The following is a 17,951-nucleotide window of genomic DNA, read 5'->3' as shown; positions in this document are numbered from 1 at the left end:
ACGATCAACCTGCGGTGGCGGATCGGAGGAGAGCTACCGCGAAGCGGTTTAGTTCAACAGTGTATTAGTCGGCATGCGGGGTAGGCCACTACTAGTCGGCACGCCGTATAGTTCGTTCTAGCCTAGTTGACAGAAAAGAGCTGTCTTAGCTAAATTTCATTTTCATAAACCCACTATAAACGAAAGGATTCGTTTGATGGTACCCAACCAGGCCTCTCCGCTTGTCCCCTCCGAGCTTTTACAGCCAATTATCAATAAAATCAATACATTATCAAAATCGCAACAGCATGCCCATTGGTACATGCGCCGCGTTGAGGAATACCTTTCGGCTGTTCAGCGCCGCCCGATCTCCGAGCATGGTGCGCGCGAAGTAACCGAGTGGTTATCCGAACTAGGCCGCAAAACCACGCTCACAGATTGGCAGTTCAGGCAGTGTGTCGAAGCCGTGGGTATTCTGATGCGGGTTGCCCAGGCACCCGCTATTGACCAGGTCGATTGGAAATTCTGGTTAGCGGGTGGTGTCGCCCTTGAGAATAATCACCCGACTACCGGCCGGAATAACACGCCAATAACCCATGCGGTAATCGAGCCATCCAGCAACATCGCGGTACCTGAGGACGCTGATAGTGTTGAATCAAAGCCCCGCTCTTTGTCCGACGCCTACGTTCGCGCTGTTCGTCGCGAAGGGCTGGCCTATAAAACCGAGCAGAGCTACACAGCCTGGCTACAGCGCTACGTAAGCTATTGTACCAGTCGTAAGGTTGATACCAGGGCCGCGAGCAGTGTCAGAAGCTTTCTCGATTATCTGGTGCTTGAGCGAAACGTCGCTGCCAGTACGCAAAATCAGGCGCTGAATGCATTGGTATTTCTGTTCAGAAAGGTTTTCATGAGTGAGCTTGGCGAGCTGGGGGATTTTGCCCATTCGAAACGCCAACGACGGCTACCGGTGGTGATGACCCGAGGGGAGATTCAAGCGCTGTTGTCTCAGTTGGATGGCCGCAATGAGTTAATGGCTTCTTTGTTGTATGGAACAGGCATGCGGCTAATGGAGGTTATTCGTCTCCGGGTAAAAGATCTCGATTTTGGATATCGACAGGTTCATGTGCGTAATGCGAAAGGAGGCAAGGATAGAGTTACGCCTCTGCCTGAACGATTGATAGAGCGGCTTACCCATCAGTTAGAAGAAGTACGCCTCCAACATAGGGTTGATCTTGAACAGGGATATGGCGAGGTGTGGCTGCCGGAAGCGCTGGAGCGTAAATGGGCGAAGGCTGCGGCCAGTTGGGAGTGGCAATATGTCTTTCCGAGTGCTCGATTGGCCGTCGATCCTCGTAGCGGGAAGGTACGACGGCATCATATGCATGAGTCTGTCCTGCAAAAAGCGGTAAAAAGTGCGTCACGGGCAGCAGGTTTAGCAAAGCGCATAAACTGCCATACACTGCGCCACTCGTTTGCGACCCATCTGCTCGAGAATGGATACGATATCCGTACCGTACAGGAGTTGCTGGGGCACGCGGATGTGTCCACCACGATGATATACACCCATGTACTGAACCGTGGCGGTGCAGGCGTGCGGAGTCCGCTGGATTTCTAGTCAGCCGATCAGGTGAATACCCTGCTCGTCCTGCCTGATCTTACCCTCCTTCATCAGTGAACCCAGCGCCATCTTGTAGGCCTTCTTGCTGACGCCAAAGGCGTCTCGGATGGCGTCCGGGTCGCTCTTGTCGCCCAGCGGGCAATGGCCGCCGTGGGCGTCGAGGTAGTCGAGGATCTTCTGCGCCAGCGGGTCGACACGGGCGTAGCCAGGTTTGTCGAGCATAACGTCGATCTTGCCCTCGGGTGTCACCTGCTTGATGAAGCCGCTCAGTTTCTGGCCCGGTCGCACGTCGCGGAACAGATCCTGGTGATGCAGCAGGCCCGGGTAACGGTGATCGATGATCACCGGGTAGCCCAGATCGGTGCGGCGCAGGACCAGCAGTTCGACCAGCTGACCGACCTGCAGGTCGGTGGGGCTTTTCTCCAGGAAGCGGTCGGTCTTGGCCGAGGCCGCAATGCGGTCGGTGTTGTCGATATAGAGGTAAACGGTACACCAGTCGCCGGGCTTGAGCGGGCGCAGCTGTTCGCCATAGGGCAGAAACAGCTCCTTCGGCATGCCCCAATCGAGGAAGGCGCCGACCTTGTTCACGTCGGTGACCTTGAGGTTGGCGAACTCGCCCACCATCGCCTTGGGTTTAGCGGTGGAGGCGACGAGGAAGTCGTCCGAGTCCAGATAGACAAACACCTGCAGGCGATCGCCTATGCGGCAACCCTCCGGCACTTCCCGCTTGGGCAGCAGTACACCGCCCGCCTCACCGCCATCGAGATAGACGCCGAACGGGACTTCACGCATCACTTTAAGCCTGTTGAGTTTTCCGATCTCGATCACGTCTTTATCTCTATGTGCGGGTGGGCTGGGTTCAGGGGCGATACTGTACCACGCCGGATCACCGGGCATTAAGGCTTAGAGCAGATCGCGCAGATTAAAGTTGGGGTTGGCGGCATCGTCCGCCGTCGGTGATATAGCGGACTGGATCAGTCGCCGGGAGATCATATGGTCGGCAGGCGCATTGATCGACTCCACCGCAAGCAGGCGTCGCCGGGCATAGCAGAACACCGAGAAGGATCCGCCCTGCTCGTCGCCCCGGATCACTTCCAGATCATGGCCGTCCGCCAGCCCCGCGATCTGCAGTTTGGTGTCGTACTGATCGCTCCAGAACCAGGGTACGGCAGCGTAGGGTTCGCTATCGCCCAGCAGGGTCGCGGCGACATGCTTGCCCTGTTCGATTGCGTTCTGAATCGATTCCAGCCGTACCAGGCGATGATAGAGCGGGTGACGAAAACGAGCACAATCCCCCGCGGCCAGGATGTCGGGAGCGGAGGTTCGACACAGCTCATCAATCAGCACGCCATCTTTGCATTTAAGACCTGCAGCCTCAGCGAGCGTGGCATCGGGTTCGACACCGATCCCCACCAACACGATATCGGCGGGAAAGGTACGGCCATCTTGCAGCGCCACGTCGAGAACACGGCCGTTATGCGCATTGATGGCTGCAACAGCTATACCGTTTTCGATCTGCACGCCCCGCGCTTGATGCAGGCTCGCCATATAACGCGCAACCAGTGCGCTGGCGGCACGCGGCAGCAGCGTATCGGCACCATTCAACACGCAGACCTGTTTACCGGCGTCGACAAAGGCAGCAGTGGCCTCCAGCCCGATAAAGCCGCCCCCGATCACGACAACCCGTGTCACATCGGTCAAGGCGGCACGCAGGGCTTTGGCCTGCGCCAGTGTTCTCAGATAATAGACGCCTTCGGCACCTTCACCCGGCACCGGCAACCTTTTCAGTCGGGAGCCGGTAGTCAGCACCAGTTTGTCCCAAGTCAGCTGCTCACCGGAATCCAGCTCCAGGCTGTAATGATCAGGATCCACCCCGATCACCCTATGCCCCTGGATCAGCTCGATATCGTGCTTGACGTAAAACTCGGCATTGCGCTGGATCAGGCGAGTCTCATCCCACTCGCCCTTGAGAAACTGCTTGGACAGCGGCGGACGTTGATACGGCAGTCCCGCTTCGTCACCGACCAGCCGCACCCGCCCCGGGTAGCCGCGACGGCGCAGAGTTTCGGCGGTGGACAGCCCCGCATGACCGCTGCCGACAATCACGATGCCGGCATCGCTCATATCTGGGTTTCCGGAAGGTCGACCACCATGCCGTCAAGTTCGGCGGTCAGTTCGATCTGGCAGGAGAGTCGGCTGTTCGGCCTGCGCTCGGCCGCAGTGCATTCCAGCATCTCCTCCTCGGTGGGGCCGATCGGCGGGAGTTTGTCGAGGTAGTTCTCGTCGATGTAGACGTGGCAGGTGGCGCAGTTGCAGGCACCGCCACATTCAGCTTCGATACCTTCGACACCGTTGTGAAAGGCGGCCTCCATCAGGCTCCAACCCTCCGGCGCTTCGATCTCGTAGCTACGTCCGTCCGCTTCTATGTAGGTGATCTTAACCATCTCGTTATCCTGTAAAGCAGATAACGGCCAGAACAGGCCGTTATCGGATACGACATACTTAAGAAGATAGAGTCAGCCGGGCGTATCTGTCCATTTTCGCCCGGCTGATCGACTGAAAAGCCCCTTTGAAATCAGGGCGTTTCGTTAGCGAGGAAGAACCAGGTATCGAGTACCGAATCGGGGTTCAGGGAGACGCTGGAGATCCCCTGCTCCATCAGCCAGCGGGCCAGATCGGGGTGATCGGACGGGCCCTGCCCGCAGATGCCGATATACTTGCCCTGCTTGCGGCAGGCTTCGATCGCCATACCAAGCAACTTCTTCACTGCATCGTTACGCTCGTCGAACAGGTGCGCGATGATGCCGGAGTCGCGGTCTAACCCCAGGGTAAGCTGGGTCAGGTCGTTGGAGCCGATGGAGAAGCCGTCAAAGTGCTCCAGGAACTGGTCGGCCAGCAGCGCGTTGGACGGGATCTCGCACATCATGATCAGGCGCAAGCCGTTTTCGCCACGACGCAGGCCGTTGTCGGCCAGCAGGTCCACCACCTGTTTGGCTTCGCCCGGCGTACGCACGAACGGCACCATGATCTCCACGTTGGTCAGGCGCATCTCGTCGCGCACCCGCTTCAGCGCCCGGCACTCAAGCTCGAAGCAATCGCGGAAGTCATCGGAGATGTAGCGCGCCGCACCCCGGAAACCGAGCATTGGGTTCTCTTCGCTGGGCTCGTAGCGGTCGCCGCCGATCAGGTGGCCATACTCGTTGGACTTAAAGTCGGACATGCGCACGATCACCTTCTTCGGGTAGAAGGCGGCGGCCAGTGTCGAGATACCCTCGACCAGCTTGTCGACATAGAAGTCCACCGGGCTGGCGTAACCGGCGATACGGCGCTCAATGATCTGCTTCACATCGCGCGGCTGTTCATTGAAGTTCAACAGCGCTTTCGGATGCACACCGATCATGCGGTTGATGATGAACTCCAGACGTGCCAGGCCGACACCGGCGTTGGGCAGTGCCTGGAAGTCGAACGCGCGATCCGGGTTGCCCACGTTCATCATCACGTGGAACGGCAGGTTCGGCATCGACTCGACGCTGTTGGTCTGGTGTTCGAACGCCAGCAGACCTTCGTAGGCACGGCCGGTATCGCCCTCGGCGCAGGATACAGTGACCTCCTGGCCGTTGCTCAGACGCTCGGTGGCATCGCCACAGCCAACGATGGCCGGGATGCCCAGCTCACGGGCGATGATCGCCGCATGACAGGTACGTCCGCCGCGGTTGGTGATGATCGCTGAGGCGCGCTTCATCACCGGCTCCCAGTCCGGGTCGGTCATGTCGGTGACCAGCACATCGCCGGGCTGAACCTCATGCATCGCCTCCAGGCCGCTGACGATACGGACCGGGCCGGAACCGATGCGGTGGCCGATGGAGCGGCCTTCGACCAGCACCTTGCCCTTCTCTTTCAGCAGGTAGCGCTCGATCACGGTGGCGCTGCCCTGGCTGCGTACGGTTTCAGGACGCGCCTGGACCACGTAAAGCTGGCCGTCGTCACCATCCTTCGCCCACTCGATATCCATCGGGCGGCCATAATGTTTCTCGATGATCACGGCGATGCGGGCGAGCTGCTCCACGTCGGCATCGGAGATACAGAAGCGCTGACGCTCGCTCATCGGTACATCGACGGTTTCCACGGCACGCCCGGCGCTGCCTTCGTCGGTGTAGACCATCTTGATCGCCTTGGAACCCAGGGTACGGCGCAGAATCGCCGGTATACCCTGAGCCAGGGTCGGTTTGTATACGTAGAATTCGTCCGGGTTCACCGCACCCTGCACCACGGTTTCACCCAGACCATAGGCGGCGGTGATGAACACAACATGCTGGAAACCGGATTCGGTATCGAGGGTGAACATGACCCCGGAGGCGCCGGTTTCGCTGCGCACCATCTGCTGAATACCGGCAGACAGCGCCACTTCGGCGTGGGTGAAGCCTTTATGTACGCGGTAGGAGATGGCGCGGTCGTTATACAGGGAGGCAAACACCTCCTTGATCGCATGCTTGATGTTATCCAGGCCGCGAATATTCAGGAAGGTCTCCTGCTGGCCGGCAAAGGAGGCATCCGGCAGGTCCTCGGCGGTTGCGGAGGAGCGCACGGCCACGGCCATATCAGGGTTGCCGGCGGACATCTCGGCCCAGGCTTTTTCGATCTGCGCGTCGAGTTCGGGCTGGAACTCCGCTTCCATGATCCACTTGCGGATCTGGCTGCCGGTCTCGATCAGCGCCCGAGTATCTTCAGCATCCAGGGCATCTAGCGCCGCGTTGATCTTGCCTGCAAGTCCGCCATGGTCAAGAAACTCACGGTAAGCTTCGGCGGTGGTTGCGAAACCGCCCGGAACGCGTACACCCGCGTCGCTCAGCTGACTGATCATCTCTCCAAGGGAAGCATTCTTACCGCCAACCTTGTCTACATCCCCCATGCCTGACTGATCCAGGCGCAGTACATATTGCCGCAAAGCCGTTTCTCCTGAGTTGGACGTCTACCTGAATAGTTATTGTTATTTTGTGTGAAGGCAGGGATGATACTCCAGCTGAAAACAAAAATCGCCGGTTGGAAATAAATGTAATTTTTTTACAAAAATCGGCGATTCTGCTGCCAAAATACCCGTACAGTGCGAAACGGGATTAGACGGATTTTGAGTTCCCGCGATATGAAACGAACCGCCTTTTTTATCTCTGACGGCACCGGCATCACCGCTGAAACCCTGGGCAACAGCCTGCTCTCCCAGTTCGAGGGGATCAAGTTCAACAAGATCACCCTGCCCTACATCGATACCGTGGAAAAGGCTCAGGCCACAGTCGAGCGAATCAACGCTGCCTCTATAGAGGATGGCGAACCGGCGATCGTGCTGGACACCATCGTCGATGAAGATATTCGGGAACTGCTGGCCAGCAGCAACGGCTTCAAGATCGACGTGTTCTCGACCTTCCTCAAGCCGCTGGAGAAGGAGCTGAAAACCCACTCCTCCTATACCGTCGGCAAGTCACACGGCATCATCGAGATGAACCGCTACAAGGACAGGATCGATTCGGTCAACTTCGCACTGGATAACGATGACGGTGCCCGCACCCAGCAGTACGACCGCGCCGATATCATCCTGGTCGGGGTCTCACGCTGCGGCAAAACGCCTACCTGCCTCTATATGGCGCTGCAGTTCGGCGTGCGTGCGGCGAACTACCCGCTTACCGACGAGGATATGGAGTCGCCCCGGCTGCCTGAGGTGCTGCAGCGTTATCGGCACAAGCTGTACGGGCTGACCATCGATCCGTTCCAACTGGCGGCAATCCGCCATGAGCGCCGCCCCAACAGCCGCTACGCCTCACTGGATCAGTGCGATTTTGAGGTACGCACGGTCGAGCGGCTGTTCCAGCAGGCAGACCTGCCGTTCATCAATACCACCAATTTCTCCATCGAGGAGATCTCCACCCGCATCATTGCCCATACCGGCCTGATCCGCCGCCTCAACTGATTAACGTGGCGGTTTCAGTCGATTGTTGTCTCTGGCATTTATACTGTTCCCATATTGATGCCAACCGATACGCACCTGATACGGCGCTATCTGGCATAATCCGAGGTTTCACAACAGTTAACAGGAGTAACCATGCCCCTGTCCGAACCGGTTGAGCGCCAGCTGTCGCATACGCGCCAAGTCAGCTGCCGCGGATACAAACGCACGGACGGTCTCTGGGATATCGAGGCCTATCTGCTGGATACAAAATCGTTCAACATGGATATGCATGAGGGCGGCCTTCTGCCGGCGGGTGCACCGCTGCATGAGATGGCGATCCGCATCACCGTCGACCTCGATCTCAACATCCTCGAGGCGGAGGCGGTCATGGATCACACCCCGTTCAGGATGTGCCCCAACATTGCCGATCGTTACAAGCTGCTGAAAGGACTGCAGATCGCCCCCGGCTTTACCCGCAAGACCCGCGAACTGTTCTCCGGCACTCAGGGCTGCACCCACCTGCTTGAGCTGCTGGGGCCCCTGGCGACCACCGCATTCCAGGCGACGCACCAGGAGCGCGAATACCTGGAGGACTGGCATACCGGCTCGACACCGCCCCCCTTGCTGAACAGCTGCCACGCGTTCGCCGAGGATTCCGATGTGGTGAAAGGCTTTTGGCCCAAGCACTATAAGCCCCATAACGATAGCGACGATTGAGGATAGGCCATGCTGATACACCCGGACCGCTCGCTGCTCCTGCTGGTCGATATCCAGGAACGACTGGCACCGGCCATCGACAACAGCCAGCAGTTGGTCGACAACTGCTGCTGGTTGACCGACGTTGCCAATCGACTGCACATTCCGGTGCTCGCCACCGAGCAGTACCCGCAGGGGCTGGGGCCGACGGTTGAGGTGCTGCGCCAGCGCTTGCCTGAAGAGCAGATCTACACCAAACAGGCGTTCTCCTGCGCATCGGAACCCGCCTGCGCCGCGGCAATCGAAAAACTGAAAATGGGACAGGTGATCATCGCCGGCATGGAAACCCATGTCTGCGTGCTGCAAACCGCGCTGGAGCTGAAACAGCAGGCACGGGAGGTGTTCGTGGTCGAGGACTGTGTCGGCTCGCGTGCGCCGGCCAACAAGGCCGCCGGTATCGAACGACTCAGACAGAACGGTGTGCAGATCGTCACCCGCGAGATGGTCGCCTTCGAGTGGCTGCGCAAGGCCGGTAACGACCGGTTCCGTGAAATCAGTCGCGAATTCCTGCGTTAAGAACAGCAAGGCCCGCAGCAAGTGCGGGCCCTGTCCTGCATAGAGGGGTGTCAGGAGATCTCGGCGCGCTCCTTGTTATCGGCCTGAGCTCCATCGGCAAAGATCACCTCATCCTCCGGCGCATGCTTGCCGAACAGCTTCGGTCGCTCGATCAGGAAATAGAGCACCAGACCGATCACCACCGCATACACGGTCGACTTGGGATCCGGCATCGCCAAGGTCACTGCCACGATTCCCGCCACACCACGCTCGGTGGGGTTTTTCAGTTGCTCCATACCGACCATGATGCAGATATAGGCGGTCAGGATCAGCGTCAGCGACAGCGCGATCGGCAGTACCGGCTTGAACAGCGTCACCAGCGGCAGGATAAACAGTGCGACGAAGCCGGTGATCCAGAAGGTGCCGCCGCCACTGTAGATCGAGTCCATCGCCTTGCGCCCCATGGCGTAACGCTCGGCTACCGTCGCGTGTGCAGCGGTCCACAACGGACCTGCCAGTCCGGGCCAGGGCGCCAGGAAGGCGTGCAGCAGGTTGCGCAAGGCGGTCACCAGGTGAACGCGGTCGACACTGCCGTCGATCTTCTCATCCTCGCGCAGATGATCGATACGCTTGACCAGGGTGAAGCCGACAATGATATCGCCAAACGCGATCACGTAGGCGATCACCGCTGTCGGTATCGCCAGCAGGAACACGTCCCAACCGGGGAAGCCGACGGTAAAGGTCAGGTACTGCCACATCAGCGCGAAGTCGGGCTGGGTGATCCCCCACTGGATATCGGGCGTCGCGTACTCACCGCTGCCCCAGCCGATCAGCATGGCGATGATCATGCCCGGCACCATACCGAAATTGGCGATCCGCTTGGCCAGCGGGCTGGCAGTGACCACGTTCTTGAACGACAGCGAGAACAGAATATACGCCGAGATGATCGCACCGAGCAGCAGCGAGATCGGGGTAGAGTCGATCCGGCCACCGGTTTTCAGCTCGCCCATCAGTGCCGCGATGCCGGCGCCGATGATGATCCCCGCCTTCAGCGAATTGGGGATCAGATCCACCAGCTTCGAGCCCAGCCGGGTAATACCCAGGAACAGAAAGATCAACGTCACCTCCAGCTGCAGCGCGAACATCGCCTTGATCGCCTCGGGTCCCGGTTCGAAGCCCTTGAGGTAGAGCAGCACCACCGGTATCGCCGGGGTGATCCAGCCCGGCACCAGCGGAACACCGAGCAGCGCCGGCAGGATATAGCCGAGACCGGCAACGAAGGTGAACGCCAGAGCTGCCTCGTAGGGCATGCCCAGGTAGTTTTCCAGTAGCGGTATCATCGCCAGGCCAACCACAAACATGATCAGCCCCTGGATCATCTCCGGCATCTCCAGGCGATAATGAATAAGCGGAAGGCGCAGTTTAAAAGGCCCCAGCGGCCAGTAGGGCTGCTCGGCGCCGTGCTTTCGGTTGACGATCGACATCAGGGTTTCCTTATTCCAGTGCGTGCTATTGCGGGGAAGCCAGGGACTCGGTGTTCAATTCCGGGCTGTACTGCACTAGTAGAACCTGCGAATACGTCGACAGTTTTTCGCAAACGCAACGAATTGTTGCTCTAACGAGGCAAAAAAAGGGCGCGATAAACGCGCCCGAAATAGCCAGGAATGGGGTGCCTTGGCGTCACCATGAGTGTCCGGGTATCAAAGCTCTTTGGTGCGGTTTCTGAGCATGAATTTCTGGATTTTGCCGGTCGAGGTCTTGGGCAGCTCGCCGAAGATCACCGTCTTCGGCACCTTGAAGTGCGCCATGTTCGCACGACAGAACTCGATGATCTCCTCCGCCGTCACCTCACCGCTGGCATCGATAAAGGCACAGGGGGTCTCGCCCCACTTCTCGTCCGGTCGCGCCACCACGGCAGCTTCGCGCACCTTCGGATGGCGGTAGAGAATATCCTCCACCTCGATACTGGAGATATTCTCACCGCCGGAGATGATCACGTCTTTCGAGCGATCCTTGATCTCGATGTAATGATCGGGGTGGCAGACCGCCAGGTCGCCGGAGTGGAACCAGCCGCCCTCGAACGCCTCCTGGCTGGCACTGGGGTTTTTCAGATAACCGCTCATCACCAGGTTGCCGCGCATCATGATCTCGCCGATGGTGACGCCATCCGCCGGAACCGGCTCAAGCGTCACCGGGTCGGCGACCATTAGCCCATCCAACATCGGCGCTTTGACCCCCTGACGGGACTTCAGTCGTGCACGTTCGGTCAGGCTGAGCTCATCCCACTCCCCCTTCCAGGCGCAGACCACGCTGGGGCCGTAGGTTTCGGTCAGGCCGTAGACGTGGGTCACGGAGAATCCGAGCTCCTCCATCCCCTCGATCACCGATGCCGGCGGCGCTGCACCGGCGGTCATCACCTTTACCTTATGGTCGATGCCGACCTTGAGCTCCTGCGGACCGCCGTTGAGCATATTGAGGACGATCGGTGCACCACAGAAGTGGTCGACGCGCTCATTGCGGATCAGCTCGAAGATCGGCTCGACCCGGACCTGGCGCAGACAGACGTTGGTACCGCTGACGGCGGCCAGCGCCCAGGGGAAACACCAGCCGTTGCAGTGGAACATCGGCAGGGTCCAGAGGTAAACCGGCTTCTCGGTCATCCCCCAGGACACTATATTGCTCAGTGCATTCAGGTAGGCGCCGCGATGGTGATAGACCACGCCCTTGGGGTTGCCGGTGGTACCGGAGGTGTAGTTGAGCGAGATCGCGCGCCACTCGTCATCGGGCGGTGTGTAGGTGAACTGCTCATCACCCTTCGCCAGCAACGCCTCGTAGCTCATCTGGCCGATCAACTCGCCGCCCTCATACTGGGGGTCGTCGATATCGATCACGATCGGCTTGCGCGGCATCAGTTTCAACGCCCGCGATACCACAGTGGAGAACTCGCGGTCGACCAGCAGCACTCGGGTTTCCGCATGCTCCATGATAAACGCCACCGCCTCGGGATCGAGCCGGGTGTTGATGCTGTTCAACACCGCACCGCTCATCGGTACCGCGAAGTGCGCTTCGTAATGCTCGGGAATGTTGGGCGCGATGATCGACACCGTCTCCCCTGCCTTAATGCCCAGTCCCTGCAACGCGCTGGCCATGCGACGACAGCGCTGCCAGGTCTCCAGCCAACTGCGCCTCAATGTGCCGTGTACGATCGCCGTGCGCTTGGGGTAAACCTGTGCCGAGCGCTCCAGAAAACTGACCGGCGTGAGCGTGGCATAGTTTGCGCTGTTCTGGTCAAGTTGCTGATCGAAGATACTCATGGGTGTTGCAGGCATATCCTATAACCTCGTTATTGTTATCTCCGGCGACATACCGAATGGAGGGAGGGGTCGATAGGCTGGACTCTAGGGCAGGAGTTTTTCGACACTTTTTCGCAAATCTTACGAAATGTAACGTCCCGCTTTGCCTTGCGGCAAAGTGCGTTAATATGGCGGAATCAGGCAGATAAAAGCTCAGGGCGACCTCGAATCCTGGGCAACGACAATAACCGCCTCGGATGCCCACGTGCTCAAGTCAAATCTGACACAACGTTTTCTACTGGTCATTTTCGCCATCATCGCGGCGATTATCGCGGCGTTCTATCTTTACTCCGTGCCGCTGATCAAGAGCAAGGTGTTCGAGATCGAGCGCAACGCCAACCACATCGCGCTGAACAACGTGTTTGAGCTGGCCGCCAAGATGCACTCCAGCTCCCGGGAGTACCAGGAGCAGGTACTCGAATCCCATCGCCAGCGGTTGCGCGCGGTGGTCGACTCGGCGGCATTTTTCTTCGCCAGGCAGTACGAACTGGCGCGCAATAGCGGCATGAGCGACGAAGAGGCCCGCCGCTACATCTTCCAGCAACTGCGCACCCTGACCTATGGCGAAGGCGACTATGTCTGGATAGTGGACGACTCGTTCACCCTGGTATCCCACCCCGACCCCGCCTATCAGGGGCGCAGCACCTACGAACTGGTCGACGAAAATGGCCAACTGATCATCCCGCCGGTGATCGATGCTGCCCTCGCCGACGGCGAGGGTTTCTACAAGTACCGCTGGAGCCGACTCAACGAAAAGCAAAAGCAGGAGAAGTTCTCCTATGTGAAGCACTTCCCCGAGTGGCACTTCGTGATCGGCGCCGGTGTCTACATCGACGATGTCGATGCGGAGGTGGCTGCCCGCCGGGAGGCAGCGCTCGCCGAATTGCGTGAAGCCTTTGCCGAGATCAAGATCGCCAAAACCGGCTATCTGTTTATCTTCGACAGCAGCGGCCGCATGCTGGTACACCCCAACCGGAACATCGACGGATCGATCTTCCATACCCTGAAAAACCCCGTCACCGGCAACACCATCATGCAGGACCTGATCTCCGTTGCCGATACCGGCAAGGAGCTCTACTACAAGTGGGACAGACCCACCGATCCCGGCAACTATGTTTACGAGAAAGTCTCTCTGGTGCGCTACCTGCCGGGGTTCGACTGGTATATCGGTTCAACCATCTATCTGGAGGAGCTGCAAGCCAGCTCAGAAGTACTGGCCGATCGGATCCTGATCATCGCCACTGTCGCGCTGCTGGCCGCCAGCATCCTCGCCTTTGTGTTCGTCAACATGGTCACGCGCCCGATTCGAAAGCTCTCCGAAACCGCCGTTCGCATCAGTGCCGGCGAACTGGAGGCAACGACTCAGATCCGACGCGACGATGAGATAGGCGTACTCGCCGGCGCCTTCGACCGGATGGTGGATCGCCTGCGTCAGAACATCGCCCTGCTGGATGACAAGGTCAATGAGCGCACGCTGGAGCTGGACCACCGCAACCAGCAGCTGCACCAGGCGATGGAGGAGATCAGCGCGGCAAGCCGCAACCTGAAGCTGGTCGAAGAGCGCCAGCGTCTGATTCTGGACGCCCTGCCTGCTCAGATCGCCTATGTCGATAACCAGCAGCGTTATGTGTTCGTGAACGAGGGCTATGCCAGCGCCTTCGGGCTGTCCAAGCCAGAGGTGATCGGACGCCATCTGCGCGAGATCGTCGGCCCGAAGATGTATGAGGATATCCACCCGCAGGTGGAGCGGGCGCTTGAAGGTACGTCGAGTACTTTCGAGTATCCACTGGAGATCGACGGCAAGACCAGTATCACCAAGCGCACGCTGATGCCGTTCGAACCCGAACCCGGACGCGTGCTGGGCCTGATCAACCTGTCCCTCGATATCACCGCCGAACGCGAGGGTGAACGCCGCCTGCAGGCGGCTCAACGGATGCACACGGTGGGCCAGATAGCGGGCGGTTTATCTCATGATTTCAATAACTTGCTTTCGATACTTCAAGGTAACTTGCTGGCCATCCAGGACAACCCGGCGACGCCGAAAGAGCTGCTGCGTCATATCGAGCCGGCGATCCGTGCCACCCGTCGCGGCGCCGATATCACCCAACGCCTGCTGGCCTTTGCCCGGCGCCAGCCGCTCTCCCCCAGCCGCATCGACCTGAACGCATTGATGGGCGACTGCCTGGCGCTGATCGGCAGTTCGCTACCGACCAACATTACCCAGACGCTGGTGATGGATGACGATTTATGGCAACCCCTGGCCGACCCAGGTCAGCTGGAGGACGCACTGGTCAACCTCGCTTTCAATGCCCGTACCGTAATGCCTGAAGGCGGCGAGCTGCGCATCCATATCAGCAATCGCAGCGTCAGCCAAACCCTGCTGCTCGACGAGCAGGTGGCACTCGGCGACTATGTCGAGATCTCGGTCTGCGATACCGGCTGCGGTTTCAGTCAGGAGGGTATGGAGCGCGCCTTCGAGCCGTTTTTTACCACCCGCAAAGTGGAAAACTCCTCCGGCCTGGGGCTGAGTATGGTGTACGGCTTCGTCAAACAGAGTAACGGCTATATCGCTCTCTCCAACCATACCGGTGGTGGTGCCTGTGTCACCATTCTGCTACCGGCGGATCGCCGGGTGCCGGAATCCAGGGCTATCGGAACAGGCGACAGCGATACCAGCGCCGAGAGAGGCTTGATATTGCTGCTGGACGACGAGGATGACCTGCGGGAGGTCGTGCGCAACCAGCTGTCCGACCTCGGCTACCAGGTGATCGAGAGCCGTGAGCCCAGGGAGGCCTGTGAGCTGATCGACAGCCTGCCGGAACTGAACGGCCTGGTCAGCGATATCGTGATGCCGGGTGGCATCAACGGTTACGATGTAGCCCGCCGCATGCGTCAGCATCATCCGCAATCGGCGGTGGTGCTGATCAGCGGCTTTGCATCGCGGCACGATGAACGCCCCAGTGATTGCCGACTGCTGCCGCTGCTGCGCAAGCCCTTTACCCGGGATCAGCTGGGCAGGGCCCTGCAGGGAGGCGAAGCGCGTAACCCCCTCACACAAGAACAAGAGAGATAGAGAGTCCAAGGTGCAGAAAAAACTGATCTATATAATCGATGATGAAGCCGACATCTGTGATCTGATCTCGACCGAACTGCATCGACACGGTTACGACACGCGCAGCTTTCAGACCGGCGCGCAGGCGACCCACGCACTGAATCGGCGCAAACCGGATCTCTGCATCATCGATCTTGGCCTGCCCGACATGGACGGTATCTCGATCGTGCGAGAGCTGTGCGACTCTCTGGGCATGGGGGTAATCATCATCTCCGGTCGCGACAGCACCAGCGACCGAGTACTGGGCCTGGAGTTCGGCGCCGATGACTACCTGATCAAGCCGTTCGACCCGCGCGAACTGGTGGCCAGGGTCAACAGCCTGTTTCGTCGCCTGGAGCATATCGAGACAGCGGCCAGCCGTAGCGATAAATCGCGCAAGGCCAGCTTTGCCGGCTGGTCGTTCGATCCCGGCACCTTGACACTCAATCACCCTGAACGCGGCAAGAGCGAGATCCTGTCCGCCGCTGAAGCCGCCCTGCTCACGCTGCTGCTGCGCTCGGCACGGCAGATTCTGTCAAGGGACCAGCTGCTGCAGGGGTATGCCGATCCGTTCGACCGCAGTATCGACGTCCGCATGTCGAGAATCCGCAAGAAGATTGAACAGGACCCGCGCCACCCGACGATCATCAAGACCGTCTATGGCGCCGGTTACATCCTGACTGCCGAGGTGGAGTGGAACAACGGCTGATCAGAGCGTCGCTATTCGGGTCAGAAATTCGCTCGGTTCGACGAATCCGACGATGGTCATATCCGGCCGCGGCTGACCCGACGCATCAATAAAAAACAGCACCGGCGGGCCAAACACCTGATAGCGCTGATTCAGCGCCTTGGCGTCATCGTCGTTGGCGGTCACATCAACCTTGATCAGCTTGACCCCCGCCAACCGGCGCTGAACCTCGGTGTCGGCAAAGGTGACATACTCCAGCTCCACGCAGCTGACGCACCAATCGGCATAGAAATCCAGCATCACAGGTTGCCCGACCTCTGCCGCCTGCTTAAGCAGCGGGTTGAGCTGAGCCATACTGGTCACCTTGGTGAACGGCAGCTGCGCCTTTACGCCGCTGGCGACGGAACCGTACTGCACGGCCTGGGCTCCCGCCAGCCCCTGCAGCGGATAGATCAGGCTTCGGCCGCCGGACAGCAAGCCGATCAGCAGCGCCGCACCGTACACCAGCAGGATCATCCCCAGCCCTTTCCAGAGCCGATGCCAGCCGCCGGTATGCTCACCCAGTCGCTCGAACACGTTGAGGTAAACAGCACTGACGATCAGAATGATACCGCTCATCGCCATGGTCGCTTCCACCGGCAGGATTCGGTCCAGCATCCATACCGCCATCAGCAGCAGAACGACACCGAATGCGGCCTTGACCCCCTCCATCCAGCGGCCCGCCCTGGGCAGAAGCTTCCCGGCGGACGCGCCCACCAGCAACAGCGGTACGCCCATGCCGAGCGACATGACGAAGAGCGCCGCGCCGCCCAAAACCGGGTCGCCCGACTGACCGATATAGATCAGGGCGCCGGCCAACGGTGCCGCCATACAGGGCCCGACGATCAGTGCCGACAGAAAGCCCATGATCGCCACCCCAAGCACCGACCCGCTCTTCTGATGCGAACTGACTTCGCTGACCCGACTCTGCAACCACTTCGGCATCTGCAGTTCGTAGAACCCGAACATGGAGCAGGCCAGCAGTACGAACAGCAGTGCGAAAGCCGAGATCACCCAGGGGTTCTGCAGTGCCACCTGGACATTGGCACCGAACAGCCCTATCACCACACCTGCGACGGTATAGGTCAGCGCCATCGCCAGCACATAGACCAGCGACAGCAGAAAAGCGTGCAGCGTGGTCATCTTGTGGCCATGGCCGACGATCACACCAGACAGGATCGGGATCATCGGGAACACGCAGGGGGTCAGCGACAGCGCCAGCCCCGCCAGGAAGAAGGCCCCGAGGACAGCTGCCAGCGAGGCCCCGGTGAGCAGACCCGCGAAACGATCCTGTTCACTGGCAGGAAGGTCGGGAATGACGCCAACCGGGGCTACCGGCGAAGCCGCGGCTGCGCTACTCTGCGGCCCCTCACCCGGCCAGCTCAAACCGGCAGCCGCCACCAGATCGACCAGATCGACTTTTTCCGTCACCGGCGGGTAACAGATACCGCCCTCCCAGCAACCCTGGTAGGTGACGGTCAACTCGCCCTGCTCCGCGCCCCCGGTGGAGCCCAGCAACAAACTGACACGCGCCTCGTCGTAATACACCTGAACCCGACCGAACAGGGGGTCATCCTTGGGCTTCGCAGGGGCATCACGGCGGTCGACTATCGCCACCCCCTCTCCCGGCGTAACCACCACCTTGTCCTGATACAGGTAGTAGTCGGGCTCAATCTGCCAGACCAGGTCCACCTGTCCGGGGGCCGCGCTTTCAAGGCGCAGTACATAGGCTTCGTTAACCGGGAGCGGTTGAGCATTATCGCCGGCGATCGAATCGAACAGACCCGCCACCGCCGATACTGAATATAGAAAGGTCAGGCCGAACGCAACCAAGCCCAGCAATCGGGAGGTGAGTGAACGCGCGTTGGATAACAGCGATAACAACGAATACAAACGGATTTCCTTCTTTCGCCTGACGTTGGAGATGACTGTATGACCCCGCAAACCGAGGCGGGTTCGGCGACTGTGCCACGGTTGCAGTGTACCACCGAACA

The 17,951-nt window shown here is 59.5% G+C and carries 13 protein-coding genes; 6 read left to right on the top strand and 7 right to left on the bottom strand.

Translation table 11 applies throughout. The features are described from left to right. Window positions 1–196: 196 nt before the first annotated feature. Window positions 197–1,594, top strand: a complete 1,398-nt coding sequence (locus KQ940_RS14350) for an integron integrase (protein WP_217414400.1) — start codon at window positions 197–199, stop codon at window positions 1,592–1,594. Here KQ940_RS14350 and KQ940_RS14345 read toward each other — a convergent pair whose 3' ends face one another. From KQ940_RS14345 to ppsA, 4 genes are all read right to left on the bottom strand, one after another. Next, the gene (locus KQ940_RS14345) at window positions 1,595–2,425 is read right to left on the bottom strand and encodes a CvfB family protein (RefSeq protein WP_217414398.1); all 831 of its coding nucleotides are present in this window, start codon (window positions 2,423–2,425) and stop codon (window positions 1,595–1,597) included. Window positions 2,426–2,500: 75 nt separating this feature from the next. Continuing rightward, complete coding sequence (locus KQ940_RS14340; protein ID WP_217414396.1) at window positions 2,501–3,721, bottom strand: NAD(P)/FAD-dependent oxidoreductase; 1,221 nt, start codon at window positions 3,719–3,721, stop codon at window positions 2,501–2,503. Next, on the bottom strand, window positions 3,718–4,041 hold the full coding sequence (locus KQ940_RS14335) for a 2Fe-2S iron-sulfur cluster-binding protein (protein ID WP_217414395.1): 324 nt from the start codon (window positions 4,039–4,041) through the stop codon (window positions 3,718–3,720). The genes KQ940_RS14340 and KQ940_RS14335 overlap by 4 nt, the downstream gene beginning before the upstream one ends. A 131-nt stretch (window positions 4,042–4,172) precedes the next feature. Continuing rightward, on the bottom strand, window positions 4,173–6,506 hold the full coding sequence (ppsA, locus tag KQ940_RS14330; RefSeq protein WP_425515642.1) for a phosphoenolpyruvate synthase: 2,334 nt from the start codon (window positions 6,504–6,506) through the stop codon (window positions 4,173–4,175). A 231-nt stretch (window positions 6,507–6,737) separates the two neighbouring features. Between ppsA and ppsR the strand changes: the two genes are divergently transcribed. From ppsR to KQ940_RS14315, 3 genes are all read left to right on the top strand, one after another. Continuing rightward, complete coding sequence (gene ppsR / locus KQ940_RS14325) at window positions 6,738–7,556, top strand: posphoenolpyruvate synthetase regulatory kinase/phosphorylase PpsR (RefSeq protein WP_217414393.1); 819 nt, start codon at window positions 6,738–6,740, stop codon at window positions 7,554–7,556. Between the two features lie 132 nt (window positions 7,557–7,688). Beyond that, on the top strand, window positions 7,689–8,252 hold the full coding sequence (locus tag KQ940_RS14320; protein WP_217414392.1) for a DUF2889 domain-containing protein: 564 nt from the start codon (window positions 7,689–7,691) through the stop codon (window positions 8,250–8,252). A gap of 9 nt (window positions 8,253–8,261) precedes the next feature. After that, window positions 8,262–8,807, top strand: a complete 546-nt coding sequence (locus KQ940_RS14315) for a hydrolase (RefSeq protein WP_217414391.1) — start codon at window positions 8,262–8,264, stop codon at window positions 8,805–8,807. Between the two features lie 50 nt (window positions 8,808–8,857). Here KQ940_RS14315 and KQ940_RS14310 read toward each other — a convergent pair whose 3' ends face one another. Then, the gene (locus KQ940_RS14310; protein WP_246590073.1) at window positions 8,858–10,270 is read right to left on the bottom strand and encodes a xanthine/uracil/vitamin C permease; all 1,413 of its coding nucleotides are present in this window, start codon (window positions 10,268–10,270) and stop codon (window positions 8,858–8,860) included. Between the two features lie 216 nt (window positions 10,271–10,486). After that, entirely contained in the window at window positions 10,487–12,115 is a 1,629-nt protein-coding gene (locus tag KQ940_RS14305; RefSeq protein ID WP_217414389.1) for an acyl-CoA synthetase, read from the bottom strand. A gap of 229 nt (window positions 12,116–12,344) precedes the next feature. On the opposite strand from KQ940_RS14305, the gene KQ940_RS14300 reads away from it, so the two are divergent. Both KQ940_RS14300 and KQ940_RS14295 read left to right on the top strand, forming a co-directional pair. Next, window positions 12,345–15,212 carry a cache domain-containing protein gene (locus tag KQ940_RS14300; RefSeq protein WP_217414387.1) on the top strand — a complete coding sequence of 956 codons (2,868 nt, stop codon included), beginning with the start codon at window positions 12,345–12,347 and terminating at the stop codon, window positions 15,210–15,212. A gap of 10 nt (window positions 15,213–15,222) precedes the next feature. After that, complete coding sequence (locus KQ940_RS14295) at window positions 15,223–15,939, top strand: response regulator transcription factor (protein ID WP_217414418.1); 717 nt, start codon at window positions 15,223–15,225, stop codon at window positions 15,937–15,939. Here KQ940_RS14295 and dsbD read toward each other — a convergent pair whose 3' ends face one another. Further along, entirely contained in the window at window positions 15,940–17,850 is a 1,911-nt protein-coding gene (gene dsbD / locus KQ940_RS14290; protein ID WP_246590072.1) for a protein-disulfide reductase DsbD, read from the bottom strand. It abuts the gene before it with no gap. Between the last annotated feature and the right edge of the window lie 101 nt (window positions 17,851–17,951).

Origin of the sequence: Marinobacterium ramblicola (assembly GCF_019084545.1) — a bacterium.
In the GTDB taxonomy this organism is placed as follows: domain Bacteria; phylum Pseudomonadota; class Gammaproteobacteria; order Pseudomonadales; family Balneatricaceae; genus Marinobacterium_D; species Marinobacterium_D ramblicola.
The sequence above is the reverse complement of the archived record's forward strand: the minus strand, read 5'-3'. Positions and strand labels throughout refer to the sequence as shown.

Excerpts from the sequence above, each read along its gene's own strand:
- KQ940_RS14340 (WP_217414396.1), bottom strand. The coding sequence starts at position 3,721 with ATGAGCGATGCCGGCATCGTGATTGTCGGCAGCGGTCATGCGGGGCTG.
- KQ940_RS14335 (WP_217414395.1), bottom strand. The coding sequence starts at position 4,041 with ATGGTTAAGATCACCTACATAGAAGCGGACGGACGTAGCTACGAGATC.
- KQ940_RS14310 (WP_246590073.1), bottom strand. The coding sequence starts at position 10,270 with ATGTCGATCGTCAACCGAAAGCACGGCGCCGAGCAGCCCTACTGGCCG.
- KQ940_RS14320 (WP_217414392.1), top strand. The coding sequence starts at position 7,689 with ATGCCCCTGTCCGAACCGGTTGAGCGCCAGCTGTCGCATACGCGCCAA.
- KQ940_RS14305 (WP_217414389.1), bottom strand. The coding sequence starts at position 12,115 with ATGCCTGCAACACCCATGAGTATCTTCGATCAGCAACTTGACCAGAAC.
- ppsA (WP_425515642.1), bottom strand. The coding sequence starts at position 6,506 with ATGGGGGATGTAGACAAGGTTGGCGGTAAGAATGCTTCCCTTGGAGAG.
- KQ940_RS14350 (WP_217414400.1), top strand. The coding sequence starts at position 197 with ATGGTACCCAACCAGGCCTCTCCGCTTGTCCCCTCCGAGCTTTTACAG.
- ppsR (WP_217414393.1), top strand. The coding sequence starts at position 6,738 with ATGAAACGAACCGCCTTTTTTATCTCTGACGGCACCGGCATCACCGCT.
- KQ940_RS14315 (WP_217414391.1), top strand. The coding sequence starts at position 8,262 with ATGCTGATACACCCGGACCGCTCGCTGCTCCTGCTGGTCGATATCCAG.